The 25,754-nt window shown below is 61.3% G+C and carries 22 protein-coding genes and 1 pseudogene; 6 read left to right on the plus strand and 17 right to left on the minus strand.

Annotation, left to right across the window (positions count from 1 at the left end):
* Positions 1-115 precede the first annotated feature (115 nt).
* From AU175_RS21880 to AU175_RS20070, 5 genes and pseudogenes are all read right to left on the minus strand, one after another.
* Entirely contained in the window at positions 116-265 is a 150-nt protein-coding gene (locus AU175_RS21880) for a hypothetical protein (protein ID WP_156642484.1), read from the minus strand.
* Between the two features lie 413 nt (positions 266-678).
* Entirely contained in the window at positions 679-1,065 is a 387-nt protein-coding gene (locus AU175_RS20060) for an STAS/SEC14 domain-containing protein (protein WP_066293760.1), read from the minus strand.
* A gap of 35 nt (positions 1,066-1,100) precedes the next feature.
* Positions 1,101-2,069, minus strand: a complete 969-nt coding sequence (locus AU175_RS20065) for a hypothetical protein (RefSeq protein WP_066293762.1) — start codon at positions 2,067-2,069, stop codon at positions 1,101-1,103.
* A gap of 125 nt (positions 2,070-2,194) precedes the next feature.
* Positions 2,195-2,347: pseudogene (locus tag AU175_RS21885) on the minus strand (MBL fold metallo-hydrolase); the annotation flags it as partial.
* A gap of 18 nt (positions 2,348-2,365) precedes the next feature.
* Positions 2,366-2,839, minus strand: coding sequence for a sensor histidine kinase (locus AU175_RS20070; protein WP_066293764.1), 474 nt, complete (start codon positions 2,837-2,839; stop codon positions 2,366-2,368).
* Between the two features lie 322 nt (positions 2,840-3,161).
* Here AU175_RS20070 and AU175_RS20075 point away from each other — a divergent pair, with 322 nt between their 5' ends.
* Entirely contained in the window at positions 3,162-3,644 is a 483-nt protein-coding gene (locus AU175_RS20075; protein WP_197497182.1) for a hypothetical protein, read from the plus strand.
* Between the two features lie 390 nt (positions 3,645-4,034).
* Here AU175_RS20075 and AU175_RS20080 read toward each other — a convergent pair whose 3' ends face one another.
* Complete coding sequence (locus AU175_RS20080) at positions 4,035-5,576, minus strand: signal peptidase I (RefSeq protein WP_066293769.1); 1,542 nt, start codon at positions 5,574-5,576, stop codon at positions 4,035-4,037.
* An 80-nt stretch (positions 5,577-5,656) separates the two neighbouring features.
* Positions 5,657-6,043, minus strand: a complete 387-nt coding sequence (locus AU175_RS20085; RefSeq protein ID WP_066293774.1) for a hypothetical protein — start codon at positions 6,041-6,043, stop codon at positions 5,657-5,659.
* 401 nt (positions 6,044-6,444) lie between these two features.
* On the opposite strand from AU175_RS20085, the gene AU175_RS20090 reads away from it, so the two are divergent.
* On the plus strand, positions 6,445-6,912 hold the full coding sequence (locus AU175_RS20090) for an Hpt domain-containing protein (RefSeq protein ID WP_231938663.1): 468 nt from the start codon (positions 6,445-6,447) through the stop codon (positions 6,910-6,912).
* A gap of 25 nt (positions 6,913-6,937) precedes the next feature.
* Here the strand turns inward: AU175_RS20090 and AU175_RS20095 are convergent, their stop codons facing one another.
* The 7 genes from AU175_RS20095 to pdhA form a co-directional block, all read right to left on the minus strand.
* The gene (locus AU175_RS20095; protein ID WP_066293776.1) at positions 6,938-7,723 is read right to left on the minus strand and encodes a response regulator transcription factor; all 786 of its coding nucleotides are present in this window, start codon (positions 7,721-7,723) and stop codon (positions 6,938-6,940) included.
* Positions 7,724-8,329: 606 nt separating this feature from the next.
* On the minus strand, positions 8,330-9,145 hold the full coding sequence (locus AU175_RS20105) for an MBL fold metallo-hydrolase (protein ID WP_066293781.1): 816 nt from the start codon (positions 9,143-9,145) through the stop codon (positions 8,330-8,332).
* A gap of 149 nt (positions 9,146-9,294) precedes the next feature.
* A complete protein-coding gene (locus tag AU175_RS22580) occupies positions 9,295-10,479 on the minus strand; it encodes a M23 family metallopeptidase (protein ID WP_156642486.1) in 1,185 nt (394 codons plus the stop codon).
* Positions 10,480-10,953: 474 nt separating this feature from the next.
* Positions 10,954-11,793 carry an SGNH/GDSL hydrolase family protein gene (locus AU175_RS20115; protein ID WP_066293787.1) on the minus strand — a complete coding sequence of 280 codons (840 nt, stop codon included), beginning with the start codon at positions 11,791-11,793 and terminating at the stop codon, positions 10,954-10,956.
* 476 nt (positions 11,794-12,269) lie between these two features.
* Positions 12,270-13,802: a dihydrolipoamide acetyltransferase family protein gene (locus AU175_RS20120; RefSeq protein WP_066293788.1), complete on the minus strand. Its 1,533-nt coding sequence runs from the start codon at positions 13,800-13,802 to the stop codon at positions 12,270-12,272.
* A 2-nt stretch (positions 13,803-13,804) separates the two neighbouring features.
* Entirely contained in the window at positions 13,805-14,917 is a 1,113-nt protein-coding gene (locus AU175_RS20125; RefSeq protein ID WP_066293790.1) for an alpha-ketoacid dehydrogenase subunit beta, read from the minus strand.
* The gene (gene pdhA / locus AU175_RS20130; protein ID WP_066293792.1) at positions 14,914-16,146 is read right to left on the minus strand and encodes a pyruvate dehydrogenase (acetyl-transferring) E1 component subunit alpha; all 1,233 of its coding nucleotides are present in this window, start codon (positions 16,144-16,146) and stop codon (positions 14,914-14,916) included. Before pdhA ends, AU175_RS20125 begins: the two co-directional genes overlap by 4 nt.
* Positions 16,147-16,305: 159 nt before the next feature.
* Here pdhA and AU175_RS20135 point away from each other — a divergent pair, with 159 nt between their 5' ends.
* The gene (locus tag AU175_RS20135; protein WP_066294552.1) at positions 16,306-16,770 is read left to right on the plus strand and encodes an Lrp/AsnC family transcriptional regulator; all 465 of its coding nucleotides are present in this window, start codon (positions 16,306-16,308) and stop codon (positions 16,768-16,770) included.
* Positions 16,771-17,135: 365 nt separating this feature from the next.
* Here the strand turns inward: AU175_RS20135 and AU175_RS20140 are convergent, their stop codons facing one another.
* Both AU175_RS20140 and AU175_RS22075 read right to left on the minus strand, forming a co-directional pair.
* Positions 17,136-17,561, minus strand: coding sequence for a hypothetical protein (locus tag AU175_RS20140; protein WP_156642494.1), 426 nt, complete (start codon positions 17,559-17,561; stop codon positions 17,136-17,138).
* 125 nt (positions 17,562-17,686) lie between these two features.
* Complete coding sequence (locus AU175_RS22075; RefSeq protein ID WP_197497183.1) at positions 17,687-17,956, minus strand: hypothetical protein; 270 nt, start codon at positions 17,954-17,956, stop codon at positions 17,687-17,689.
* Between the two features lie 624 nt (positions 17,957-18,580).
* Here AU175_RS22075 and AU175_RS20145 point away from each other — a divergent pair.
* Positions 18,581-19,957 (plus strand): hypothetical protein, encoded by a 1,377-nt coding sequence (locus AU175_RS20145; protein ID WP_156642496.1) that lies wholly within the window; start codon positions 18,581-18,583, stop codon positions 19,955-19,957.
* A 364-nt stretch (positions 19,958-20,321) separates the two neighbouring features.
* On the opposite strand, the gene AU175_RS20150 is transcribed toward AU175_RS20145, so the two are convergent.
* A complete protein-coding gene (locus AU175_RS20150) occupies positions 20,322-22,511 on the minus strand; it encodes an acyltransferase family protein (protein WP_066293802.1) in 2,190 nt (729 codons plus the stop codon).
* Between the two features lie 692 nt (positions 22,512-23,203).
* Here AU175_RS20150 and AU175_RS20155 point away from each other — a divergent pair.
* Positions 23,204-24,745, plus strand: a complete 1,542-nt coding sequence (locus AU175_RS20155) for a polysaccharide biosynthesis tyrosine autokinase (RefSeq protein WP_066293805.1) — start codon at positions 23,204-23,206, stop codon at positions 24,743-24,745.
* Between the two features lie 59 nt (positions 24,746-24,804).
* On the plus strand, positions 24,805-25,749 hold the full coding sequence (locus AU175_RS21505) for an NAD-dependent epimerase/dehydratase family protein (RefSeq protein WP_082979302.1): 945 nt from the start codon (positions 24,805-24,807) through the stop codon (positions 25,747-25,749).
* Positions 25,750-25,754 lie beyond the last annotated feature (5 nt).

A 25,754-nucleotide genomic window follows, 5' to 3' on the forward strand; every position in this document is an offset into this window, starting at 1 on the left:
CGGGTCAGAGCCGCGCCCACCACGCTGGCGGTGAGGATAAGGAGGATCGCCAGGACGATGTATCCCTGCCACTTGGGGCGGCCTTTATGGGGGTTGATGTCGATGTAGGGCATGGCTAGGGTTTGTTACCTCGGGGTGCGGTGGGGTGTGCGGCGACCCGGATGGCGCGGCGCTTCAGCCGCAGCATCTGGAGCAGGACAACGAAGGGAACCAGCAGCGTACCCAGCAGCGCGCAGAGAGCCAGGGCATAGTCGGCCAAGGCCATACAAACCTCCATTAGTGAGCGGCGAATCCCCATGTCAGAACAGGGTGGACGCTACCCGCCCGTCACAGCATTGACAAGTCACGTCAATTCAGGCTTCGTTGGCGACACTGTCCACGACCAAGCGCCAGTACCACTGTGCCGGCCGTGGCCGCGGTTGACGTCGCAAACAGACTCTGCAGAATCCGCTGGATTCTGCGATGCCGGAGCTCCCCGACGTGAGTTGCTGCGTACTGTGTCCTACCGAAGTTACCCAAGCCGCAATGCGGAGCACAACATTCCGGGCAGATCAAGTCAAGCCGTATGTGACCTGTGCCTTTGAGGTGCGTCAGCCCTAAACTCAACAATCCACTCAGTACGGTGCGGGTGAAATTCACCCCAGTCCCAAGGATGTGAACGGCAGTAGGGCGGAAGGGTCAGGAATTGGGATCTTGGAGAAGCCAGTTCCTGGCCTCGGCCCGGTCCGAGAAGAAGCGGGTAGGGCAAGGATAGGTATCGGCACCGCGGAAGTTGGCAATCACGCGGTCAACAGGACTGGAGCCAAGCAGGGCAATCCGTGATGCTGCCGTTGGTGTGGAGAACGCGGCGCGTGCGTCGTGACTGACAGTGTTGATTTCGGTCATTTCAACCAGCAGAGGGTGCGGTGACCCATTGCAGATGTCGTTGACCCTGGCCATGGCGGCCCTGATGTCATCTACTCCGAGACTGGCCCTGGGCTCCCAGATCAGATGGATCACGCCATCTTCACGGAGTTCCAAGATGGCTTTCGCGCCGTTGATGGAAATGGGCTTCACCCGGCTCATTCCCTTCCTCGGTATCGCGTTTCGTGATGTCAAAGCTATCGCCGTGGCCGAGTCATAGGCAATTGTTGCTTGGGTGTGGATGAATGCTGGTGGCCAAAGGAGGAACCGCCATGCTTCCCCCGAGATAGTGGCGGCTGCTGATTCCTAACCATATCGTCAGGAGTCGCTGGCCTCATGGTGTTGGGTCTGCGCCGGGGCGCGCCCCTCCAGGCCTTGGCACCGTCGGTCTGGGCACGGGGAATAGGAAGTGCAACCACCGTCCCCCAGAGAACCATGGCAACGCCCCACATGGGGCCGTCCATGGCCCCGGCGCGGTCCGGATAAGCGAGCATGGCGGCGCCGATGTACGTCGCGGACAAGCTCGTGGCAATCCGCATCAGCGGCCGCCCCGCCGGCCAGAAGGCCATGGCAACGGCGCTCAGGCACAGGACGATCCCGACGGATCCCTGGACGGGCCAGTGCTCAATATTCCAAGTCAGGTGTCCGGTGTCTTGCCGCAGCCGGGACACCTCAAAGGCATGCACGGCGTACAGCGCCCAAAGCGGCAGCCCCGCAAGCGCAATCAGCAGATACGGCGGGCTCAGATTCCACACCAGGGGCAGCGGCGCCGCCTCCCTCCACACAAGCCAGGCCAAAAGGGCCACGACCATCGAGAGCAGGAGGGCTACGGGAACAGGCCCGGCGTCTAGGCCGAACACCGAACCGAGTAACAAAGCACCGATGGCGATGGAAAGCAGGACAAACCCGGGCCAAGGCTGTCCCGGTTTCCGGGCGATGCTGATGAATGATCCGCCCACTACGAAGGTGAACAGGCTGCCCCAGCTCGCTTCCAGGGGGACTGACCATTCATACTGCTGGTCCACCCAGCCGGGCAGCGTCATCAGGTCCGCCAGGCCGAACAATCCAAAGAGAGCCACGGGGACCATCACCCACGCCACGACGCGGGCGATGCGGAGGCGCGAAGGCATGCGCAAGTTGGTCTCTGCTGCTGCGGCGTCGGCCATGGGGACACCCTCCCTCGTCCGTGCCCGGCCTGCTGGTGCAATATGCCGGACAGGCACCATGGTGGCCATGAACGCCGCCCCGGTCAATGGTCGGAAAGTAGCCGAGGGAGGGCCGGTGCACGCTGCTAGTGCTGCGGGCGGGTCTCCTGCAGGCGCTTGATGAACCAGCGGGACTGCTCGGGGCCGTACGGAAGGACCGGGATGGCCTTGGTCACGTCCGACGGGGTGTCGCAAATCGAGTGTCGGGCCTGGCGGCGCACGGCCGTGGTCATGGTGTTGGGGACCATGGACTATCGTCAGTCCAGCGGAAGGGTGATGGACACTCGGGTTCCCCTGCCTGGAGCGGAGTCGGTGCTGATGGTGCCGTATGCCTCGTGCACGGCCATGGTCATCAGGCACAGTCCATACTCGTGGTTCCCGGGGGCTGGGGCCTGGCACTCGGGGCTAAAGCCGACTCCGTTGTCCGTGATCGTCATCCGGATGCCGTGGTAGACGGCCTCCAGTCGGACGGTCACCTCGGTTGCACGGGAATGCCTGAACGCGTTGGTAAGTATTTCCTGTCCCGCACGGTAAAGCAGTGCGGCGCACATTGCCGGTACTTCGACGCCATGGTGCGGAGTTTCCAGCCGCACAAAGACGCCCTCCTGACGCAATGGCATCGTGAGTCTGTAGATGCAGCCGGCAAGTCCCCAGGTGTGGAATTCCAGGGTGAGGTCATCGGTGATGAGCCCTCCGGCGCTGCGTTCGTCCAACACTGCTGCTTGGCTCATGACGTTCCCTGCTTCCTCATATGCCTTGTTGTTTTTGTTTACATGCTTGGTCTGGTTGGAAAGGTATCCCCTTCATGCAAGATGCCCCTCAAGGCTCAAGGATTCCGGCAGTTAGCCCGAGTCCTACTACAGGTTTCCAGCAGGTTTCGGCAAGCATGGCAGTGAGCGCCGACCGGCGGCTGACTGATCCTGTCGACCACGCGGCAGGCTGTGACGTGCGGGCCGCCGCGGCAGACCTTGTCCGCGGACGGGAACGCGGCCGGTGCGCCCGGGCGGTACAGTCTTTCTGGCGACGAGGATTACGGGGAGGGGCGAGAGCCTGGTGAGAAGCGAGGACAACATTTGGACCACAGACCCCGCGACGCTGCGTGATGTGGTTCTGGACACCGAAGCGATGCAGAGTCGGCTCGAGGACTGTCCTGCACTGGAACGGGTATGGATTTTGTCCCTTCTTGGAAGGACCGAGGAGGCGATCGAAGAAGGCCAGGCCTATCTGGCAGGTGCCACAAGTCGGTTCCGCCCGCTGCTCGTGCTCGCGCAGTCCTATCAACGACAGTACCAATGGCATGAAGCGGCGAGACTGCAGGAAGAGGCCCTGCGTCTCGCACACACATCCGCCCGGGAAGCACTCGTTCGCCACCAGATCGGCCGTCGGCTTTTCGACGAGGCCCGATATAAAGAGGCAGCGGCCGAACTTGAGTGGGCTCATGACCTGTACCGGACAATAGGGCGTACACGCCTCGCCCAAGTCTCCTTGCAGTCCCTGGAGCGTGCCCGTGAAGTCGCAGGAACCTTACGATCATAAATAGAGCAGTTCTTCGGTCAGGGCCCGGGTATTGGCAGACCTCATTGCGCGGGTACCCTCAGTTGCGCAGCGTGGCCTGGAAGCCGCAGCATAAGTGGTGCTCCCCAGCACGGGACAGAAGACAGCGTCGTCCGCGCTAAGTTCGTGTTTGGGCATTCCTACCCGGTTTCCCCTTGACGCCGATTATGAACTAGTCAACTGGTGACGTCGGCCACCCTCGGAGGGTACTCCAAGGCATCCGGCATCAAAGTCACCAAAATCCACGCGGGCGGGCGAAGCATCCACGCCACCGCCTGAAGGGACAACGGCCGAATTCAGAATGATGAGAGTAAACAGCCGAACATGCTGCGTACGGGGCATGTTTCATGCATCCTTAAGATCGGTGCGGTGTCACGGCTGGGCCTGCATGACGGGCTCTGGTTCAGCCGGCACATGTTCAGATCCCGCGCGGTAGCGGTAGGTGATGTTTTCGTCCTGGACGACGAAGGTTTCCACCCCGCTGCGGGACCAGTGCAGCACGAGCAGTCCGTAGCGTTCGGCAAGTTTGGCCAGTGTCGGGAAGGTGGTGACGTCGATGACGGGCCGGCCGTGGGGCGCCGGCATCGGGTGGACGCGCACGAGTAGCGCGGCGTAGCGGCGGCGGATGGCCGCGGCCTCATCCGCCGGGGCGGCCCGCCGGGCGAAGACCAGGACAACAACCAGAACGGCCAGCGCGGCCAGGAGCAGGACGGCTGAGATGAACCGGGCTACCGCTGCGCTGATGGTCATTCCGTTCAACCCCAGCATGCGCTGCGTTGTTACCGGCTGGTCCGTGGTGCTGCTGCCGGCGACGCTCAGGCCCGTTGTCCCGTCGTTGAGGGTGAGCTGTAGCGGCGTTAGGTTGAGTTTGAGCCCCGGTCGGAAGAGGGCTCCGCCCGCCGTTGTGATTTGGGGTGTGACGGTTATGGAGAGGGGTCCGGCGGGCGTTCCGGTTACGGCGGACGCGGCCTGTGCCTTGGCCTCAAGGGCCTTCAGATCCAGGGTGACTGTGCCGTTGTAATCGGATTCAGTAAAGGCATCTGGGCCGGTAAGCGGCACACTTGAGCGCCAGCCTGCGGGCGTGGACAGGTCCGCCGTAACGTTCACGGTGCCGCGCTCTCCGAAATAGGTGAAGTGGACGTCGACGGTGTCGGCGACTTTGCGGAATACCGGGTCCGGGGAGTTCGCGGTGGTTCCGTCGTAGGCGGCGCTTTGTCCAACGTCGGCGGTGTAGGAGAAGTCCATCCGCTGATCGTTCTTGATCTGGGATGCGCCCCGCTCGTCTAGCGGTCCGGACCATGCCGGCACGCCGAGAACAACGCCCAGGATTGCCAGTGCGGAACCGATGCCGACTGAAACCCTCAGGGATGAAGGGAGACCTCCGAAGGTAAGAGAGGGTGCTGCGGGTGTAGTGGTATGGCGGGACACGGCTAGTCTCCTTTTTTTACGCCGACGGCGGGTGGCTGCGGCGGCGCTGCCACCGGTTAGCAGGGCGAATGCGAGCACCCCGAGGACAGGGGGACTCGTCAGCGTCTTAAGCCACAGGCCGCCTTGTGGGATGTGAAGCACGGCCCGGCCCACGAGCTCATCGCCGCGCGGGCGGAGGGGATCAACCGATTGGTTGTTGTCGCCCTTGAAAATGAAGCCGTTCTCGGCGTTCCCGTCGGTGATCCGGTGAAGGGCCACTTCGTCCTCGTCAGGGAGGTTGTAGGCGGCGATTTCGCCGACGGAGTATGAGGGGGCCCGGGTGACCATGACAAGGTCGCCCTGATGGTAGACGGGGTTCATGCTGACGCCATGGGTGATGACGATTGCAGCCTGGCCACTGACCAGAACAATCCCTGCGACAGCCACCAGAACCGCTACCGCCATGAGGAGGACGCTCGTCAGACGGTGCGTCAGCCGTGATGCCATTGCAATCCTCCAGCGGAAGGAGCGGTGGGACGGGAGCGAGCGGCCAGCCCCTCAGGGGCCGGCCGCTCAAGGGACCGAAACTAGCTGACGGTGACGGTAGCGCTGGTCACGTCGGTCTTGGTGGCGCCCAGCACGGTGGGGTCACACACGGATACGTTGGCGGTAATGGGATCGCAGTCGAACACTGCGGTGCCGCCGCCGGTCAGCTCCAGCAGCACGGCTTTGGTATCGGCGCCAGCAGCGAACGTCAGGGTGACCTGATTGACGGCCGTCTGAGTGCCGTCAGCGACAAAGCCGTACTCCAGGTTGGTAAGGGTGGCACCGGTGACGGCCTGAGTCACCTCACCGCCGATGAACTGGGTCGCACCCGCGGAGTTGGTGAGACCGGCGCCGGTGAAGGCGGAGCCAGCGGCAACAGCGAGACCGGCGACGGACAGGGCGGAGATGACCTTTACAGATGTGCGCATGAGATTTCTCTTTCAGTTTGGGAAGCCCGGCAACCCCTGAGCGGGCCCCGCGGCGGTTGCAACCCCCAGCTACAACTGGATGCCGCTGCCAGCGAACCAGACTGGACTGCCATCTGTATTTCGTCGACACACCGAAGCTAACAGCCCTAAGGCCCAATAAATCCGTTCCTTGGATTAACCTGCGGGAAGCCTCTGGAAGCTGCGAACAATCAGGGGAAACAGCAGCACGGCGCTGTGGAAACTGCGGAAAGGGGTCGGCTGGACGCCGGGGCTTGGCACATCCACCAGGGTTCGACCGTGGGGCACACCTGATTCCTTAGGCGCTCAAGGCAGGGCCAAGGTTTGCGCAGGATCACCCGAATTCGGGTCCTCACGTCCTCAAGGGGCCGTAACCTCAAAACATGGTCATATCAGCAGCCGCCTCCCTCGAGGCCGACGGTGGTGCAAAATCCGTCAGCCCGGCGCAACACTCCCCAATGGATGGAACGGTGACACCGTTGCCGGACGATGGGGCACTGCCCCTGGTCGACAGGACAGTCCTGGAAGACCTGGAAGAACAGCTGGGGCGGCCGGATATGGCACGAAACTTTGCGATGGACTATTCAGTGCTTTGGGGGCAACGGGAGCGTCGTCTCATTGACTCATTCGAGCGTGAAGACCAGGCCGCCGCCATTGAAGCAGCTATCAGCCTGAAAGTCTCTTCTGCCATGGTCGGCGGGTTACGGCTGGCGTGTCTTGCCCAGTTGCTGGAGGCTGCTGTCAGGGAAGGCGATCTGCACCAGGGAGCGTCCGTCCTTGCCCTGGTTTCAGCCCACGGCCGGGCCACAGTGAACGAACTGGAGAACCGGTACCTCCGGCACGGATGTTAGGCGTGGTTCCGGCTCTGAGACACGGTTAGGCAGATTCAGTCGGCCTTCGTGGGCTGGCCAGCCGGTAGCCGGCCCCGCGGACGGTCTGTAGCCAGCGAGGCGATTCCGGATTGTCGCGGAGCTTACGGCGGAGATTGCCGATATGCACTTCAACAGCGCGTTCATCAGAGTCACTGATATAGGCGTCCTTGGGGTAGTACTCACCTCGAAGAGCGCGGACGAGCTCGGCTCGCGACAGGACGCTTCCGGGAGCGCGGAGCAGTTCATAGAGGAGATCGAATTCACTTTTTGTCAGTTCCAGAGCCGTCCCGTCCACAGCAGCTGTCCGCTTCCCGTAGTCCAGGGCCAGCCCGTTGTGCCGCAGGACAGATTCGCCGTTCCCGGCCGGTCGAAACGAAACTTCCGGCGAGGATCCGGCCGGATTTTCATCCGGGCTCTGCGCCCGTGGCCGACGCATCATCGCCGCGAGCCGTGCCCGCAATTCCCGCGGCCGGAATGGTTTAGTGATGTAGTCATCGGCCCCCGCCTGGAGCGCGGTCAGCATGTCAGGCTCATTGTTCCTGCCCGTGAGCACCACGACGTAGGCGTTGCTGAACTCGCGGATCCGGCGCAGAACCTCGAAACCATCAATATCAGGCAGACCCACGTCCAAGGTCACGACATCGGGCTTCCTGACCCGGACCACCTCGACGCCTTCCCTCCCGTCGGCCGCCGCATGGACAACATAACCAGCCTGAAGGAGCACCCCCTCAAGCAAGTTGCGCACGTCCAGGTCGTCTTCAATCACTACAGCCACGCCAAGGTCCCCCATGGCCCCCCCAAAGTTCAGTCTGATGAATCCATGCCGGCCAAGGCCGACGCGGCATTCCGAGCCACAGTTCCAAGCTACAAGGAACGCGGAGGAATTTCATGAAATCGCGTTTAGGAGCCCGTCGCTGAACATTGAGTGTTGGCCCGGCATCGAACGTACCGTACAGTGGCCGCGCGGGCTGCAAGTCCCCCTATGCTGGGCCACGCCCTTGCCCCGGCAACGGAAAGCAGCGCCGTCTGAGGGCTCAGCTAGAGAGATCTCCGCGGCCCAGACTCTGATGTCCTCAGGAGTGAACCGGACTCCCGGGAGGACGGCCTGGAGCCTCTCCGTCAGGCTTGCTTCAACCACGAAGATCGGCATATCGGCGGCGCCTATTCCAGCTTCCTCAAGCGCCCCGTCCAAACGATCTAGCAAGATGTCTAGCATCGCGTTCACGTCTTGGTCACAACCCGACCTAATGGTTCCCCAAGTCATGCCGCCCCAATCGCCATGCAATGTTTTATCTACCGGCTACCGTATCCCGTACTCCGTTAACGTCCCTCCACGCTGGACCGTGAGGGCGCGTCAAAGCATGGACGTTTCAGCAGCTGGCAAAGGTGGCCGCGGCTAGTGCTGGGAGCGGGTCTCCTGCAGGCGCTTGATGAACCAGCGGGACTGCTCCGGGCCGTACGGAAGGACCGGGATGGCCTTGGTCGCGTCGGACGGCGCCTCGCGGATGGAACGCTGGGCCTGGCGGACTGCGGTGGTCATGGTGTTGGCCATGGTCTTGACGAACTGGTCGCTGCAGGGCTGGCCGTGGCCGGGGATCAGGAATTCATAGCGGTGGCGCAGCGCGGAGATGTGCCGCAGCGAATCGGCCCATTCCTCGGGGAAGGAGTCCTCAAAAGAGGGGTGCGCGCCCTTCTCCACAAGGTCCCCCACGTACAGGGTGGTGGGTGTGCCCACCAGGAGGTCACCGTCGGTATGGCCGCGGCCCAGGTAGAAGAGAGTGGCGGTCAACCCGCCAAGGTCCACCAACACCGGCTGGTCTTTGACGATGGCGTTGGGCACCACCAGTTCAACGTTCTCGCCTTCACCCGTGGACATCTCCGGTTCCAGCGTGCCCACGAAGCGGCGCTGCAGGTCCCCGCGTTCCTCTATTTCGGCGGCGCAGTTTTCGTGGGCCCAGAATTCGGTGGCGCCGTCCTCAACAAACACGGCGTTGCCAAAGAAGTGGTCGTAGTGCGCGTGGGTGTTGACCACCACGAGTGGCAGCTGGGTCTTCTCCCGCACCGCGTCCAAAATCTCGCGTCCCTGCCGCGGGCCGCAGCCGGTATCGATCACCATTGCCCGCTCGGATCCAACAACCAGGCCGGTGTTCAGCAGCGAACCTTCGGTGACCAGCACATAGTTGTCCGCGCCGACTTCGAGCCATTCTGACATTGTTTCTCCATACCTCCGGCAAGCAGTTACGTTCGTCTTGGCCACGATTCTACCCACCGGTCCTTGGAGTTCAGGGGACGTTGGCACGGGCCTGCCGCCTGTGCACAGGCGACCGAATGTTTTCGCGGCAGGAAGTAGTCTGGGTACCCTCAGCGAGCGGACGGTGCGGCGGTTGCAGCGACAGGCGGCACGGCTGTTGGTTCCGCCTCCGGCTTCTTTACGGGTTCCTGCGTTACCTTCTGGACGGGGGCGGGAGCCGGCGCGGCGCTGGGCGACGGGGCTGGTGCCGCCGTCGGGACTGGTGTCGCCGTCGGGGCCGGCGCGGGGGCTGGCACCGCCGCCGGAGCTGGCGCCACGGTCTTTGCTGGTGTGGGGGACGGCACCGGGGCAGCAGTGGGGGCACTGACAGGAGAAGAAGGCCTGACGTTCGCCTTGCTTTCCCGCACTTCATGCCCGTCGGCTTCATGGTGATGGATCTGAGCAGCGGAAACAGCCCATGCGGGCACGTCAGCCGCTGTGCCCGCCGTGCGGTAGTCCGTCATCGTTAGACCGGCAACGGGCTCAGGGTGGTGCAGCGGCTGGAGGGTCCATTTCGCTGGATCGGTGTGGTCGCCGTTCAGAATCGTTTCGAAATGCAGGTGGCATCCTGTTGACGCTCCGGTAGTTCCGACCCGGGCAATGATGTCACCGGCCTGCACGGACTGGCCCTTGCGGACGGCGATGCCCTCAAGGTGGTTGTAAGTGGTGATCAGGCCGTTGCCGTGGTCGAGTTCCACCCTGTTGCCGCCGCCCCAGTGATGCCACCCCACTGCCCGCACCACGCCAGCATCGGCCGAGTGGACGTGCGTTCCGCAGGCTGCAGCGAAGTCCAGGCCCCAGTGAAACTCCCCCGCTGACCCGGTGATCGGATTCGTTCGGAGCCCGTACCGTGAGCTGGGCGTCAGTGCTGCCAGCGGTGCCATCAGGGTTCCGGGTCCGGGGCGACGCCGCTCAGCGGAGGCCACATTGAGTTTCCCAGTCTCTTCCTTGGTTCCGGTAAGGACCACGGAACGGCTGTAGGACAGCAGGGCATCAGCCGACGCAGAGACGACGCCGGCCACCGGAGCGGACTCCTGCGCGGCGGCAACAGCGACGTGGCCGGAGCCAGATCCGGAGGTGATGCTCTCCGGCATGTGTGCCGGCACGAGACTGAAGGAAGTAGCTGCACCGTTGGCCTGGAGTCCGACAGCCATCACAGCAAGAGCAGCTGTTCCGGTGCTCATGGCCAGCCGGATGGCAAGGCGCCGGCGCTGCTGTGTGCGCCGGACGTCAGACCGCGCCAGATGTTTCGCCAATTGGATCTCCCCCACAGAAGCCGCCTGAATGCTTGTGAATGGCGGACGTTTCTACCATGGGACCACCCCGAAACCCTTGCCGGAGCCGATCTGTGGATAACCTAGGCAAAGCCTCACGGGGCGCGCGCAAACCTGCGTAAGTCTTCACAGAAAGCTGCGGAGGGCCAAGGGAGGACCAGCGTCCTAAACAGGGAGGTTTACCGTCCGGAAACTTAATACTGGGTATCATCTAGCTCATGGGGACCAAACAACACAGGACTTTTTGCGCCGCGTGCGGTAAGACCACCAACCACGTCACTGTCTTTCAGAAGGACGACGACGGTGGCCCGCTGGTTGCCACTGTCCAGTGCTTTGGGCACTCGGACGTGCGCGGCTGAGCCCCGGTTCAAGAACGACAACGATGCGGACGTTGTTATCGGACGGCTGTCCTCATTTCCGGAAGATGGGCGACACAAGCCCCGTGGACCGTGCCGCTCATTGAGTCAGGGTGGCCCAGGACTCCAGGAACTTCTCTGCGATGTGGGCGTGGCCGGCCGTGTTGACGTGGGCGCCGTCAAAATCGAATCCCGGGCTGTTGGCGTCTGTGAACCAGCCGGCCTCGTAGGCGTCAATGAACGGAGCGTTGGCGGCTTCGGCGCCGGCACGGACTGCGGTGTTCGCTGCGGTCAGCTCCTCGGCGAACGGCTGCGGGGCAGAAGGCCCCAGAACAACCACCTGGACGCCTGGCCAGAATCTGCGGGCCGATTCGATGGTCTGCGCCGTGGCCCTTTTGATTTCCTCGGAGTTGCTGATCAGGGAGTCGTTCTGTCCGCCTTGAAGAATGAGAAGGTTCGGGACAAAGGACGGATCCTCGGCGATGGTCTGCAACCGGACTTCGTACTCCAGGGCCAACTCATCCTGCGCACCGCCGCCCCACGCGAAGCCGGTTCCCGGCTCGCCTTCGATGTTGGTGGGATATCCGAGCGAGCCGGCAACGAGGTACGCCCACCCCTGGTCGGCCGGAGCTGCACCCACACCGGCGGTATAGGAGTCGCCAAGAATCAGGAGGACAGGCTCAACGGGAAGCTGGATTCCCAGCCGTTGCGCCGTTGCTGTAGCTGTGGGCGTGGGTGAAGGGGTCGCAGTGGCAGTTGGCGTAGCAGCCTGCGAGCTTGCCGTCACAGGGATAACGACCTCGCCCGCGCCGCGCGGATTCGTAAGGGCAATACCTGCTACCCCAAAAGCCACCACTGCTAGCAGAAAAAGTGCACCGTACTTGATCCATTCCTGCTTGGTTACGTTGAGTCCACCGCCGTTTCTTGTCACCCGGCACATCCTACCGGCACAGTTTCGCCCGCCGCTCTGCCGCGTCCGGGTCTAGGGTCTTGCCAGCCGCACGGGTCCGCCCAGGCGCCCCGGACTCGGCTAACTTTCCCTGCGTCTGCGGTCTCGCGGTTCGGCGGACTCTCCCTGCCTCGCCGGAGCGGAGCATGCTTCACAGCGACCGACAAACTGGTGGGGGCAGTCCGTCGGATCTGATTCCTCCCCGGTGGGCACTCTGATTCGCATGGGACCCCTGCGCTTTCTGTGCACGTCGTGACGGCGATGCTGGCGCCGGCGGCGATCGTAGAGGCCGTGAATCCCGCCGGCGACATCAGTAAACACCGTTTCTCCGCCCGATGCACGAGTAGCCAATACTCGGATTCTCAGCCACGACTACTGACCCTCCGCCAGCGGATAGGCAGGCCCTCCGTTCAGGCTTCGTACGACGACGGCACTGAACCGCCGTCGTACGTCCACCTTCGAAGCGGTCAGATATCCGCCAGAAGCCCTCGTGGATTTTCGATGGCATCCGCCACGAACCGCAGGAACCCGGCGGCGGTCCCGCCGTCGCAAACCCGATGGTCGAAGGTCAGCGTCAGCTCGGTGACCTTCCGGACGGCCAGCTCGCCGTTCACCACCCACGGCTTATCGATGATCCGGCCCACACCGAGGATGGCCACCTCCGGGTGGTTGATGATCGCCGCGGACCCGTCCACGCCAAAGACCCCGTAGTTGTTGAGCGTGAATGTTCCGCTGCCAAGTTCAGTAGGGGTTGCCTTGCCCTGGCGGGCAACGTCGGCGAGCCGGCGGATTTCGGCGTCCAGTTCGCGGGCGCTCAGCTTTTCAGCCCCGCGGACCGACGGCACCACGAGGCCCCGGTCGGTTTGGGCGGCGATGCCCAGGTTGATCCCCTCAAACCCGATGATCTCCTGGGAACCGTCGGGGGCGGTTTCGATGCGGGTGTTCAGCTCCGGGTACTTCTTGAGCCCCGCGGTGACAAAGCGGGAGATGAACGCGAGCAGGCCCGGCGCTTCGGAACCGCCCGCCTTGATGTCCTCGCGAAGCTCCACCAGTGCGGTGGCATCGACGTCCACCCAGACCGTCGCCTCGGGGATTTCCGAGCGGCTGCGTGCCATGTTGGCGGCAACAGTTTTGCGTACTCCCCTGACTGGCGTTCGCGAGGAAATGCCCAGTCCGGTCCGGGCATCAGTGCCCTGCGTTTCGAACTGACGGGGTTCTGCTGGCTCAGCGGCCGGGCTCGGCTCAGCCACGGGGCTCGGCTTCACCGCCGGCCGCCCCTCAACCTCAGGAGTGCTGATGGCCGCCTCGACGTCGCGGCGCATGATCAGCCCGCCCTCCCCTGAGCCGGGAAGGGCGCCGAGATCGACGCCGTGTTCCCGCGCCATGCGACGGACCAACGGTGAGATCACCGCGCCAAGCTTGCCGGGGACCCGGGTGCGCAGGAGCGAAAGGTCCACGTCGGCACCCGCCGACGGCCCGCCGTCGTCCGCCCCATCCTCCAGGGGCAGGGTGCCGACAGACCCACCCGTCGACCCCCTCCGAGCCCGGCTGCGGCGGGCAACGCCGTGGCCGCCCGGTGTTCCGTAGCCAATCAGCACATTGCCGGAGCCCGCCTTTTCCTCTTCGCGGTAGGCCTCGGCCTCGGGGTGGGTTTCCTCAGCCTCATCCGCGGGCTCCCCCAGCTCGGTTTCAGTCGGCTGGGTTTCCGGCTCGGCGGGTTCACCAGGCTCAACCACCGGAGCAGACCCGCCTGCCGAAATAGGCGTCACCGAGATCAGCGGCTTCCCCACGTCCAGGGTCTCGCCCGGCTGCCCGTGCAGTTCGGCAACAGTCCCGGCGTAGGGGGAAGGCACCTCAACGGTGGACTTGGCGGTTTCCACCTCGGCGATGGGCTGGTCAACGCGGATCTCGTCTCCCACCGACACGAGCCAGTTGACGAGTTCGGCTTCGGTCAGGCCTTCACCCAGGTCCGGGAGCAGGAATACTTTCGTTTCACTCATGGTCAGTTCTCCCACTGCAGGTCGTCGACGGCGTCGAGGATACGGTCCACGCCGGGCAGGTAGTACTTCTCAAGCTTTGGAGCCGGATAGGGGATGTCGAATCCGGTGACGCGGCGGATGGGGGCTGCCAGGTGGTGGAAGCAGCGTTCCTGGACCCGGGCCACGATTTCGGAGGACACGGAGGCAAAGCCGTGCGCTTCGGCGATCACCACGGCCCGGCCGGTCTTGCGGACCGAAGCGCTGACCGTCTCGTCGTCGAACGGGACGATGGTGCGCACGTCAATGACTTCCAGCGAGCGCCCTTCCGCTGCAGCCGCCTCGGCGGCGGCGAGCGCAGTCGGGACAGAGGGCCCGTAGGCGATCAGCGTGGCGTCGGTGCCGGGACGGGCGACGGCGGCACGGCCTTCCGAGGATTTGCCCGCCTTGGCGTTGGCTGAGTGCTGGGAACGCAGCTCGTCCAGGTCCACCTGGTCCTTGGACCAGTAGAGCTTCTTGGGCTCCATAAACATCACGGGGTCGTCGGAGTCGATGGCCTCGCGGAGCATCCGGTAAGCGTCCGCCACGGTGGCGGGCGTGAACACCTTCAGGCCGGCAGTGTGGGCGTAGTAGGACTCGGAGGAGTCGCAGTGGTGCTCCACTCCCCCAATGCCGCCGGCGTACGGAACCCTGATCACCATCGGCAGTTTCACGGCACCCTTGGTGCGGTTGTGCATCTTGGCCACGTGGCTGACGATCTGCTCGAATGCCGGATAGGCGAAGGCGTCGAACTGCATCTCGATCACCGGGCGCATCCCGTTGATGGCCATGCCCACGGCCATGCCCACGATGCCGGACTCGGCAAGCGGCGTGTCAAAGCAGCGCTGCTCGCCAAAGGTGGCAGTGAGCCCGTCCGTGATGCGGAAGACCCCACCCAGCATCCCCACGTCCTCACCGAACACCAGAACAGAAGGATCTGCGTGCATGGCATCAGCCAGCGCGGTGTTGAGGGCCTTGGCCATGGTGACAGGCTGCGGGCCGGCCGCTTCGGCGGTGGCGGCGGCCGAGGCAGCTGCCCGGGCGGTGGCGGCGCTGACGTTGCCGTTTGCTTCGGACGAGGTAGTGACGGTGGGGCTCACTTGCCGGCCTCCTGTGATCCTGAATTCTGTGATGATGCGTCGCGGGCGAGTTCGTCGGCAAGCATGGCGGACTGTTCCTTCAGCTGGGGCGTGGGCTTGGCGAAGACGTGGCGGAAGAGTTCCTGCGGGTCCACGGGTACATCCTCGCTGAGGCCGTCACGCAGCTGGGTTGCAACCGCCTCCGCCTTCTCAAGGGTCCGCGACTCGACGTCGTCGTCCAGCAGGCCGCGGTCCGTGAGGTAGGTGCGCATCCGGTTGACCGGATCCTTTGCCCGCCATTCGGCAACTTCGCTGTTCTCCCGGTAGCGGGTGTCGTCGTCGGCGTTGGTGTGTGCCTGCATGCGGTAGGTGTTGGCTTCGACCAGCAGGGGGCCCGAACCTTCCCGGGCCAGTTTGACGGCCCGGTCCAGGACCGCGAGGAGCGCCACAACGTCGTTGCCGTCCACGCGTTCGCCGGCCATGCCGTAGCCCACCGCTTTGTGGGCGAGCGACGGCGCCACAGACTGGTGTGACAGCGGCACCGAGATGGCGTACTTGTTGTTCTGGACGAAGAAGATCACGGGCAGGTGGAAGACCGCCGCGAAGTTCAGGGCCTCGTGGAAGTCGCCTTCGCTGGTGGCGCCGTCTCCGCACATGGCCAGCACCACAGTGCTTTCGCCACGGAGCTTGGCTGCGTGGGCGACGCCGACGGCGTGAAGCAGCTGCGTGGTGAGCGGCGTGCACTGGATTCCAACCTTGTGCTCATGGGGGTCAAACCCGCTGTGCCAGTCGCCACGGAAGATCGTCATCGCCTGAACCGGATCAACGCCACGCGCCATGACGGCGACAGCATCGCGGTAGGTGGGGAACATCCAGTCGCCCTCTGAAAGGCAAAGGGCAGCCGCCACCTGGCAGGCTTCCTGGCCGTGACTGGAGGGGTACACGGCCATGCGTCCCTGCCGGACGAGCGCCGAGTTCTGGTCGTTGACCCGGCGTCCGACGACGAGCTGCTCGTAGGCGGCCATCAGTTCGTCATCGCCGGGCAAAGGGTACTCGTGGCCGGGTTCTGTGCCCTGCTCGCCTTCTGGTTTGAGCCGGCCGTCCGGGTCCACCATTTGGATCTGGTGGCGGGCCGGGAGCATGTAGTCCTCAGCCGTGATGCCGAACTTTTTTGCGGCTTCGGAGAGGGCGTCCTCAACAGGCGCCTTGCTGGCCTGGTCCGGTGCAGTGTGGTCTGCGGAGATCGTCATTGGTCCGTCCTTCTGTAGCCACTATTCATCCCCAGTATCGTCCCGTGAGAGGTTTCGTATCCAGCCTCTTTCAAAATTCTGGAGAAGTACGGCCCTTGGGCCTACTCTGGAAGACGAATTGCAATTGTGATGCAGGATACGGCAGGGGCAGTGGACAGAATGGCAGCATCGGATACGAATACGGAACCTGCACCCCTGGACGAGATTGACCGCAAGATCATCTCGGAACTGACCAGGGACGGCCGCATGTCTGTCACCCAGGTGGCGGAAAACGTCCATATCTCCCGGGCGCACGCCTACACACGGATCGCCAGGCTTACTGGAGACGGTGTTCTGACGAAGTTCACGGCGCTGGTTGATCCCATCAAGGCCGGGCTGCGGTCATCTGCCTACGTGACCTTGAAGGTGAGCCAGCATTCATGGCGGGAACTTCGGGAGCAGCTTCGTGCGATCCCGGAGGTTCACCATATCGCGCTGGTGGGCGGCGACTTCGATGTGATCCTGCTGGTCCGCGCCGTGGACAACATAGACCTGAGGCGGGTAATCTTTGACCAGCTGCAGTCCATGCCGGGAGTGCTGGATACGCAGACTTTTCTGGTGTTTGAGGATGTGGATACGCGGTAGGTCTGGCACCGGGTTTTCGATCATGCGGCATACTGCTGCCTCCAGTATCGCCCGCGTCGATCTCGTTGTTGGCACAGCCTACGAGCCCACCCCCAACACCTCTGGAGTCGTATCTGGCCCAGCACTCCAAAGGGCACCAAATGACGCTTACGGCCGACGGGTCTGACACCGCCCACGAAGCCAATAGCGCTCTCTTGTACGTGCCGGAAGTGCTTGAAGTCGATTGCTGCTCCCACAGCACCTCTCGGGGGCGTCTACATAGCGGTACGTCAGCGGTCCACCTGAAGTACTACCGGACCCGTCTTTGCCCTGCATGACCAAGGCAAGGGCCACCAGTGTCGCAGCTGCTTATATCTACGTCCTGCCTACGGCTCAGCGCTTGGCGGGAAGTAGGGCACCCAAGTCCCGTCAGGCAACTGCTCCTGCAAATCGTACCGGCTGATCTGCTTTTCTTTCATTCGCTTTGAAGCATTCCACGGCGCGAGTTCGTGATCGACCGTGAAGCTATCGAGTTCCTCTCCGCTTTCCAGGTCGAGGATCTTGTAGTTGCGTACGAAGTGCGTGGACTGTTGGGAATGCTCGCCCAGAGCTTTGCGGGCCGCAAGAACGGCCGCAGCGGCGGACCGTAAATCTTCGTTGCTGTGTACTAGCACGGAGCGGTCTTTGATGGCCGCGGCACCGCCCGGTTCGGCTGCGACCCTCTCCGCAAGCTCCCGTTCTTTCTGCAGCAGCATCCCAATCAGCCGGTCGGTCTCATCGTTGTATCGTCGGTATGCCTCGGATGCTCTCATGCAGACATGGTAGCGAATGATGAAGACTCTGCTCTTGGACAGGCTAGTTTCGACCGAAGCTACTCCGTTGGGCAATTGTCCGGCCCCGAACGCGAACATGCGGCCTCATCCACATTGTCGTGGGATCAAGTCCGAAAAGCCGGAGCAACCGTCAAACGGTGTGAGGGACTACTGATACTCGCCATGATCGCGGCATCGATCTCCCTGGAGGCACGACGCGTGTTCGGCTTGACCATGACCAGCGTGACCAGGTCGCCGTCACGCACACAACGGCGTGGTACGCGGCGATGAGTTGGCGGCCGATAGCCGAGAGGCAAGCCAGTGCCGCAGTGATTCAATGCAAGCGAGTAATAACCGGAGATGAGCTTGCGGATCTCCAAGTATTCGGCGGCCATTAGTGAGTCTGAGACGTTCGGGACCTGGTTGCCGGCAATCACGTGGAGCCGCCAGCACGCTGCAGTTACTGAGCCAACGCCGTGATGGATCTGGCGATACCGCGGTACAGTTGTATTCCTTTCGATACTTGGCACAGGAAGCCTAGCGTCCACGCATTTGCGGGTGATGCATAGATGACGTCGCGAAGGCCGCCCAGCGGGCAGCGCTTCTGCTGTTTGACGAGAGACCGCGAAACCGAGGTGCTGAAGTGGGACGGACTCGGCGGAAGGCCACAGTTCCGCATGGCCTCCATTCGACTCATGGGGCTTGAGATTCCGGGACGTGTAGTGTCCGCGATATCGGGGCGGGCAGTGTCGAACGATAGCTGTCCGAATTTGTTCATAGCAGTACTTATGGTGAGGCTACGCCACGCCTCAATTCTTGCGCGTCTGCGGAGTCCTAAGTAGTAGGTATCCCAGCCGAGTACCCACTTGGCGTTAAGTCGCGTAACCTCCACTGTGGTTTATATGCCTTCCGGCAAATAGCTTCTGGATATGGCTAGCGAAATTGTGAAAAGTGATCAGGCCCCATCGCAGAGCAATACCGGTGTAAAGCGCCGCGGGCTTCTCCGCTTGGGAACCTTCGTGACTGCAATTACTGGCGCGTCCGCAATGTCAGTTGTTGCTGCCAACAGCGCACATGCTGCTCCTGGCGACAAGCCCGCACCGAACACATATGTCCCCGTCGCGGAAAAAGGCTCCCCTTCGGGCGTGGCAAGCCTGGATGCCAACGCGAAGATCCTTCCTGCTCAACTTCCTGATTTTTCTGCCACGATCGTGACTGAGGGAAGCAAGTTTTTCCCCACAAAGTCCGGAGAGAACCTTTTCAGTGGGCGACAGCAGGTGATCCGGCAGGCGTTGGCACTGCCGGTTGGTGTGAGCACGCACCGGGCTTTCGACGCAACCCTGGAGAATCGGAACACCGAAGCTACAGCAACGCCAACAACAATAGTTACGCAGGCCGTCCGTGCCCGAATCCAGCATGGCTCCGCTAGCGTCAACGCCCGCGGTTCAAACCTGGGCGTTGCTTCCATAGTTGATGTGATTGGCACAGCGGATAACGGGAACGAGCACGGAGCGTTCTTCGGCGTGGTCCGAATGGGGTCCAGTATCAAGCCAGCCAACGGCAAGGTGTGGGTTGCCGACCTGGGCGCACATAGCCCGTTGGGCGGTGTGCAGCCGCAACTGCTTACCGGAGTGACCCTGTTCCTGAACAACTACTACAACGGTAGGCCCGTGGAAGGCCCTTCGGTGGGCTTCGCCGCTGTCACGAAGCGTGGCAGCGGCCCGGCTGCCAGTGGCGCAGGCCACGACTTGGCCGAAACCTACCCGAACGACATTGGTGTTGCTGTCGTCGGCAAGTCCCGCGCTGGCGGGGTCGACGCGCCTGGCTGGCGCAAGGGCGTCCAAGTGGGCGGGTACGCTTCCGGGTGGATGGCAGAGGGCGAATCCTCAATGCTCGAAACGGGCATTGAAATCCGCGATTACACGGTGCAGGGACTGTACGTCCATAGCCCCCATGGTTCTGTCCCAACCGCAGCCGCTGCACGTTTCGGTGGGAACGTAGACCTGAACAACGGCGCTCAGATCCGTGGCTATAAGCCGGACGGCATCACGAAGAGTCTCGTCGCGAGCATCAACTCCAGCGGGCAAGCCGTATTCGGGCAGAATGGCACACCCACCGTCGCCGCTGGCACCTCGATTGAGATGCAAACCGCAGGCGGAACCATGCTCACTCTCGGCTCAAGCTCGGTCACAGTGGGCGATGGCAAGGCACTGTCGTTCGGAACCACAGCGGGCACGATGATCGGGGCGACGACAATACAGAAGCTGGCGTTTTATGGCACAACGCCAATCGCCCGCCCCAGTGGCACCCCTAACGCAGCAACCGATGCGGCGAGTACGCAGGCTCTCGTCAATGACCTCCGCTCGAAGCTCATGACACTAGGACTGATCGGATGAATCCCACAGCAATACTCGCCCTCATAGGTGATCTGTACCAGCAAATAGCCGCTCTCACCGAGGAGAACCAGGCGCTTCGATCGGCCCGAGAAGAACAACAGCAAACTTTAGGCAACGCGTCCATTTGACGATTGCAATCTGGAACTACCCTGTCAGCAACACCACCGCGGCCTGCACCTCCCACGGGTGCGTCTCCATTATCGCGGCAACGACGACGACGGGCCCGCCTAGTTTCTGGCTGAGTACTTTAGCCTGAACGGGACAGGCGACACCGCCGCGACGGCAATGGGTTGGCCGGAGAAGGTGGCGAGATACTCCTCAATCGGGGCCCTTGTCCCCCCGGAGAGGAGATCAGATCCTTCTGTCAACTTGTGGGCCCCAACTGAAGGGCCTCCACAATCACCGGACCCAAGGCTGTCGACATGCCTTCTGTCAAATGGCCTGTATCGGCATAGACAGGTGTAGAACCGATGAATGACGGGCACACGTTGTGCGCGGTGCAGAACCACGACTTGGTGCTTACGATCTGAATGGCCGGGGTGGCCGCAGAAGCGAATGCGGCTTCGCTCGTTGCCCTAAGTATGTCTGCATACCGTTCATCGGTTGCGCTAACACAGTCCGCGGGTTTACTAACTAGAGTCATGCACTCCTGAAGGTTCTTGCCCCCTGGTGGTGGATCAAGGACAACCACACTTTTCGCTCCGCGGCCAAGCTCCGTAAAGGTCTTGAGCGCACCGGCTTTCCATTCTTCGATTGCTTGCCGGCCCTTGGCTCCGCTAGCGAGGGTACCACTGGCGCCAACTGAGCTCGTCATGAAGACGACGTCGGGTTTAAGGGCTGCGACTTGATCTACCGCCCAGGACCTAAACGGATCGCACTGCGGATGTGCCGAGCCGTCGTCGTTTGCCATGGTTACAGCGACCGCGGGGCACTGCTGCATGGTGTACACGAGCACCCTGTAGCCGAGCGGCTCCAAAGCGGCACGAATTCCGGGGGCGTAACTGATTGCCATGGAGTCGCCCATGATGACTGCCGTCTTCGCTGACTCAGGAGAGCCATACGAGCATCTAGCGGCGTTTTCCATGGGGTCCGGTTGCGACCCTCGCTCCAGAGCGAGGCAACCGTCCCTTACCCATTCAGGCACCTTAGCGTCAGGCCCCAAGTTCTCGGGCTTGGGATTTAGGGAGGGCCAGTCCCTGACGGCAGCAGCAGCGGCCACCTTTGCCGTTTGCGTGTCTATGGCGGACGCTTCGCCGCTACCGGACAAGGCCAGGGGCTTAACCGGAACGCGCTCGGCAGCCGGGATGGGCTGGCGCATAGCGGCGTCGTTCCACAATGCCCCGCCCACGACCGCCACGGTCACCATCAACAAAAGAGCCAGATACGGCAGAGGACTTACCTTAATTGGCTCTTTGGTCCGCTTCACGCTCCTTGGTTCCAGCCAAGTCGACCGTCTAATGGGGTCTTCGAGGAGGTGATAGGAGACTGAAGAGACAATGAATACAGCAATCAGAGCCAGGACGTTGAATAAGGTCCCAGCGGGTAGGAGGGCCGCGCCAATGACAATGATGGGAAAGTGCCAAAGGTAAAGCGAATATGAGATGTCTCCCACGTAACTGGCGATCGGGTTAGTGATGAGTCCAATATATTTGCGCTCGCCCCCGCAGCCCGCCGCAATGACAAGACCGGTTGCAAAAACAGGAAGGATTGCCCATGGTCCAGGGAAAGGTGTCGACGGGTTTATCCAAAAGAGCGAATAGGCGATGCCCCCCAGTCCCATGTATGCCAGCAGAGGGCGTACGAGCGTGGGGATCCTGGCTAGAGCTCCAGCCACCAGGGCTAACAGTGCGCCGAACCCAAGCTCCCATGCACGAGAAAATGTAGAGAAGTAGGAGACTGTGGGCGACGCACTCGTCTCCCATACTGCGAATACGAAGGAGAGCGCAGTGACCGCGAACATCGCAAGCCCAACGATCAGCATGGATTTCGCCCTATCCCAGCTCCGACGAGTTGCAGCGAATCCAAGGACCACCACTATGAGCCATGGCCAAACGACGTAGAACTGTTCTTCAACCGCCAGTGACCAAAAGTGCTGAACGGGAGAAATGGCCGCTCCCACGTTCATGTAATCGGTCCCGATTATGGCGAAATGCCAGTTAGCGCCGAAAAGCAGGGACCATAATGCGTCCTCAGCTATGACTTTTGTCCGTCCGATGTTGAATACCATGTAGGACGCCGCAACCGTGACAAGTAGCACCAGAGTTGCCAAAGGGAGGATTCGTCGCGCCCTTCGGCGATAGAAATCCTGGAAGGATATTCGACCTGTTCTGCGGTGCTCCCGCAGTAGAAGCCCTGTGATAAGGAAGCCCGATATCACGAAGAACACATCCACGCCTACGAATCCGCCGGAAGGCCAGTGGAAGAGATGGTCGGCAATAACAGCTAAGACAGCAACGGCCCGGAGCCCTTGAATGTCAAGGCGCGCCGAATGCTTTTTCAGCTGTTCCGGCTTCGGCGTTCGGGCACGGCGATTGCGCAGCAAAGTTTTCGTCATTTTTCCCCCGTTAGAGACCTGTACCCCATGCTAGCGGGCATCAGCTTTTGTCCCGGAACAGCTGGCGTCACACAACCCACTTAGGAGGCACCATTCCTCTCAACCGCCATGGCTTTCGGAACGCGCCAGCATCACCGATAACACAAGCCTTCGTCAAAAGTCGCTACACCTCCATCACATGTGGATGCAAACTCACGGCCAGCGGCCGTAGATTAGGTTCTTGACCAATCGCCGTGATCCAAGTGAGCCTACGCCGTCGCGGTATCCTCAATCGGCTTCATCCGACCTGGAATCCCGTATCCGAGCACTGTGAACTTCCTACAGCAGTGAGGTCTACATACCTTGGACGGTTTCACCAAACGCTCGTGGGGCCGCGGGAACGCCTCTCTTTGAACGCGCTGCCCCAACTTCTAAGATGGAACCGTCTGACATAAGTCCGCTTGTTATTCACGCTCGCCACCCATCGTGAAGTCACCGACAGGACGATCCCCACACTGTGCGGCCCAGTCGTGTCGGTTTTGAAGGCAGGACGCAGAACTTCACAGACCGGCCGTTGTTCCAAGCGAATTCATTAAGCATCGACCGAAAGTTCACTGCCATACACGGGTACAATTGGCGGGACCGCACGAATATTGCCGTTCTGGTGGCATCCTCGTGGCTGCCCCCAGTAATCGACACAGGGGGACCCCGGTTTGGACTTACGTGAGTACCTGCGCATCCTGCGCCGCCATTGGATAGCTATCGCAGCCGCCACGCTGATTGGGCTTCTTATCGGAGGCGGCGCTGCAGTCCTTTCGAAGCCGACCTATACCGCTGAAACACAATTGTTTGTAGCTATCCAAAGTAGCGGCTCTGTTCAAGAGCTTCAGCAGGGTAACACTTTCAGCCAAGCGAGAGTTCAGTCCTACGTTAAGACCGTCGGATCTCCGGTGGTCCTGCAACCGGCAATTGATGCCCTCGGCCTGAATACAACGGCCCAAGACCTCGCAACGCGGGTAAAAGCGACCACTGACCTAAACACTGTCCTGATCAACATTTCGGTCGACGATCAGTCGCCAGTACAAGCAGCAGCTATCGCGCAAGCTGTTGCCAACAGTCTGGTTGATGCCATTGATGCTCTTGAAAAACCCAAGAACGGCGGCACAAGTCCTGTAGCTTTGTCAGTCATTACTCCAGCCGTTGCTCCTGAGGCGCCTTCTGCGCCTAACACGCGTCTATATCTTTTACTGGGCCTTGTCCTTGGACTTGCGGCAGGTATGGCTGTAAGCGTTCTTCGTTCTACAATGGACAACCGGATTCGGGGAGAGGCCGACCTGCGACGCATAACCGATGCGCCACTACTGGGCGGAATCACATTCGACCCAGAAGCAGTAAAGAAGCCTTTGCTTACCCAGGCTGCTTCGCAGAGTCCACGTGCTGAATCCTTTCGCCAACTCAGGACAAATCTCCAGTTCGCAGACATTTCAGGCCGGGCGAAAACAGTCCTTGTCACCTCTTCATTACCTGGTGAAGGTAAGAGCACATCAGCTACGAACCTCGCAATTGCCTTGGCACAAGCTGGCCAAGCAGTGTGCCTCGTCGATGCGGACCTCCGCCGACCCATGGTGAACGAATACTTGGGCCTCGATCGTAACGCGGGCCTCACAACTGCTCTTGTCGGGGTTGCAGACGTGAACGATCTGCTTCAGCCCTGGGGCGACGACAATATGTACGTCCTGACTTCTGGCCAGATACCTCCGAATCCCAGTGAACTTCTTGGGTCCAATGAGATGGCGAGCTTGATAGAACGGTTGGAAGCGAGCTTCGACAGCATCATTATCGATGCGCCACCGCTTTTGCCCGTTACAGACGCAGCCGTTTTGTCGCAGCACGTCGGTGGCGTTGTCGTAGTCGTCGGGTCTCACAAGCTGAAGCACCAGGACCTCGAGAAGTCGCTTAACGCCCTAAAGATGGTCGGATCCAATCTACTCGGCATCATTTTGAATCGTCTTCCGACCAAAGGTCCCGACTCCTACTCGTACAGCTATTACAGTCATAATTCGAAGGACGAGGTTTCTCAAAACAGCCTTCGCACAGCGGCCGTACCCCCCCAGCTTGAAAAACGGATGCGCGCTGCATCATCCGACAGCGGCGACGATTCCGCAGGGGAATTCGAGCGCGCGATTTATGGCACTAGAGCGTCGACGCCAAGTACTTATCCGGCAAATCGCATCGATACAAATTCCCAGCTTTAGACTTCTTTCAATACGAAGCTTCGCTTATTCGCGGGGGAACAACTAACACAAGGATTAGAATGAAGGCACTAGTAACGGGCGCTGCTGGATTCATCGGCAGTTCCATAGTCAAAAGGCTGCTTGCGGATGGTCACGAAGTCGTAGGCATTGATTCCTTCACTGACTATTACGACCGAGACCTCAAGGCCGCTAATGTAAAACGAAACGAAGTCAGTGGTTTCGAATTTGTCGAGCGGGACCTTAATGAAGTCGACCTGACTACGGTGGTTCAGGACGTCGAGCTTATATTTCACGAAGCAGGTCAGCCTGGAGTCCGAAAGTCTTGGGGTACCGATTTCGAAATATATACCCGCGAAAACGTACAGGCAACACAAAAACTTTTGGAAGCAGCCAAAGGATCCAAGACACTCAAACGCCTAGTCTATGCTTCTTCTTCCTCGGTCTACGGGAATGCCGAGCGTTATCCCACGACAGAACTTGACCGTCCTCAGCCCGTAAGCCCTTATGGGGTTACGAAGCTTGCCGCAGAGCACCTCTGCTCACTTTATGCAAGTAATTTTGGGGTTCCCACAACTTCCCTCCGCTATTTTACTGTTTACGGTCCGGGACAACGCCCCGACATGGCATTTACACGATTTTTGAAAGCGGCCGAATTGGGAGAAGAAATTCCCCTTTATGGGTCTGGTGGCCAAATACGTGATTTTACATTCATCGCTGATGTCGTAGAAGCAAACATAAAGGCCGCTCTGAGCGACACTGAACCTGGCACAGTTTACAATGTGGCTGGCGGCAGTAACGTTTCGATGATTGACGTTCTTGAGATCATAGAAGGCCTCGTAGAATCCCCCCTTCGCGTGAACCGCACTGAAGCAGTTGCAGGGGACGTTTGGCGCACAGGCGGTTCAACGGAACGCATAACTCAGGACCTCGCATGGTCGCCCACCATCTCAATCGAAAAAGGCATTGCAGCCCAGCTTGACTGGGTAAGAACTCTACTTAGCTAACTTCC

The sequence above is a fragment of the Arthrobacter sp. B6 genome, from assembly GCF_001663775.1.
In the GTDB taxonomy this organism is placed as follows: domain Bacteria; phylum Actinomycetota; class Actinomycetes; order Actinomycetales; family Micrococcaceae; genus Arthrobacter.

Coding starts and splice junctions, on each gene's coding strand:
- AU175_RS21880 (WP_156642484.1), bottom strand. CDS start 265: ATGGCCTTGGCCGACTATGCCCTGGCTCTCTGCGCGCTGCTGGGTACG.
- AU175_RS20060 (WP_066293760.1), bottom strand. CDS start 1,065: ATGAGCCGGGTGAAGCCCATTTCCATCAACGGCGCGAAAGCCATCTTG.
- AU175_RS20065 (WP_066293762.1), bottom strand. CDS start 2,069: ATGGCCGACGCCGCAGCAGCAGAGACCAACTTGCGCATGCCTTCGCGC.
- AU175_RS20070 (WP_066293764.1), bottom strand. CDS start 2,839: ATGAGCCAAGCAGCAGTGTTGGACGAACGCAGCGCCGGAGGGCTCATC.
- AU175_RS20080 (WP_066293769.1), bottom strand. CDS start 5,576: ATGGCATCACGGCTGACGCACCGTCTGACGAGCGTCCTCCTCATGGCG.
- AU175_RS20085 (WP_066293774.1), bottom strand. CDS start 6,043: ATGCGCACATCTGTAAAGGTCATCTCCGCCCTGTCCGTCGCCGGTCTC.
- AU175_RS20090 (WP_231938663.1), top strand. CDS start 6,445: ATGGTCATATCAGCAGCCGCCTCCCTCGAGGCCGACGGTGGTGCAAAA.
- AU175_RS20095 (WP_066293776.1), bottom strand. CDS start 7,723: ATGGGGGACCTTGGCGTGGCTGTAGTGATTGAAGACGACCTGGACGTG.
- AU175_RS20105 (WP_066293781.1), bottom strand. CDS start 9,145: ATGTCAGAATGGCTCGAAGTCGGCGCGGACAACTATGTGCTGGTCACC.
- AU175_RS20115 (WP_066293787.1), bottom strand. CDS start 11,793: ATGTGCCGGGTGACAAGAAACGGCGGTGGACTCAACGTAACCAAGCAG.
- AU175_RS20120 (WP_066293788.1), bottom strand. CDS start 13,802: ATGAGTGAAACGAAAGTATTCCTGCTCCCGGACCTGGGTGAAGGCCTG.
- pdhA (WP_066293792.1), bottom strand. CDS start 16,146: ATGACGATCTCCGCAGACCACACTGCACCGGACCAGGCCAGCAAGGCG.
- AU175_RS20135 (WP_066294552.1), top strand. CDS start 16,306: ATGGCAGCATCGGATACGAATACGGAACCTGCACCCCTGGACGAGATT.
- AU175_RS20140 (WP_156642494.1), bottom strand. CDS start 17,561: ATGAGAGCATCCGAGGCATACCGACGATACAACGATGAGACCGACCGG.
- AU175_RS22075 (WP_197497183.1), bottom strand. CDS start 17,956: ATGGCCGCCGAATACTTGGAGATCCGCAAGCTCATCTCCGGTTATTAC.
- AU175_RS20150 (WP_066293802.1), bottom strand. CDS start 22,511: ATGACGAAAACTTTGCTGCGCAATCGCCGTGCCCGAACGCCGAAGCCG.
- AU175_RS21505 (WP_082979302.1), top strand. CDS start 24,805: ATGAAGGCACTAGTAACGGGCGCTGCTGGATTCATCGGCAGTTCCATA.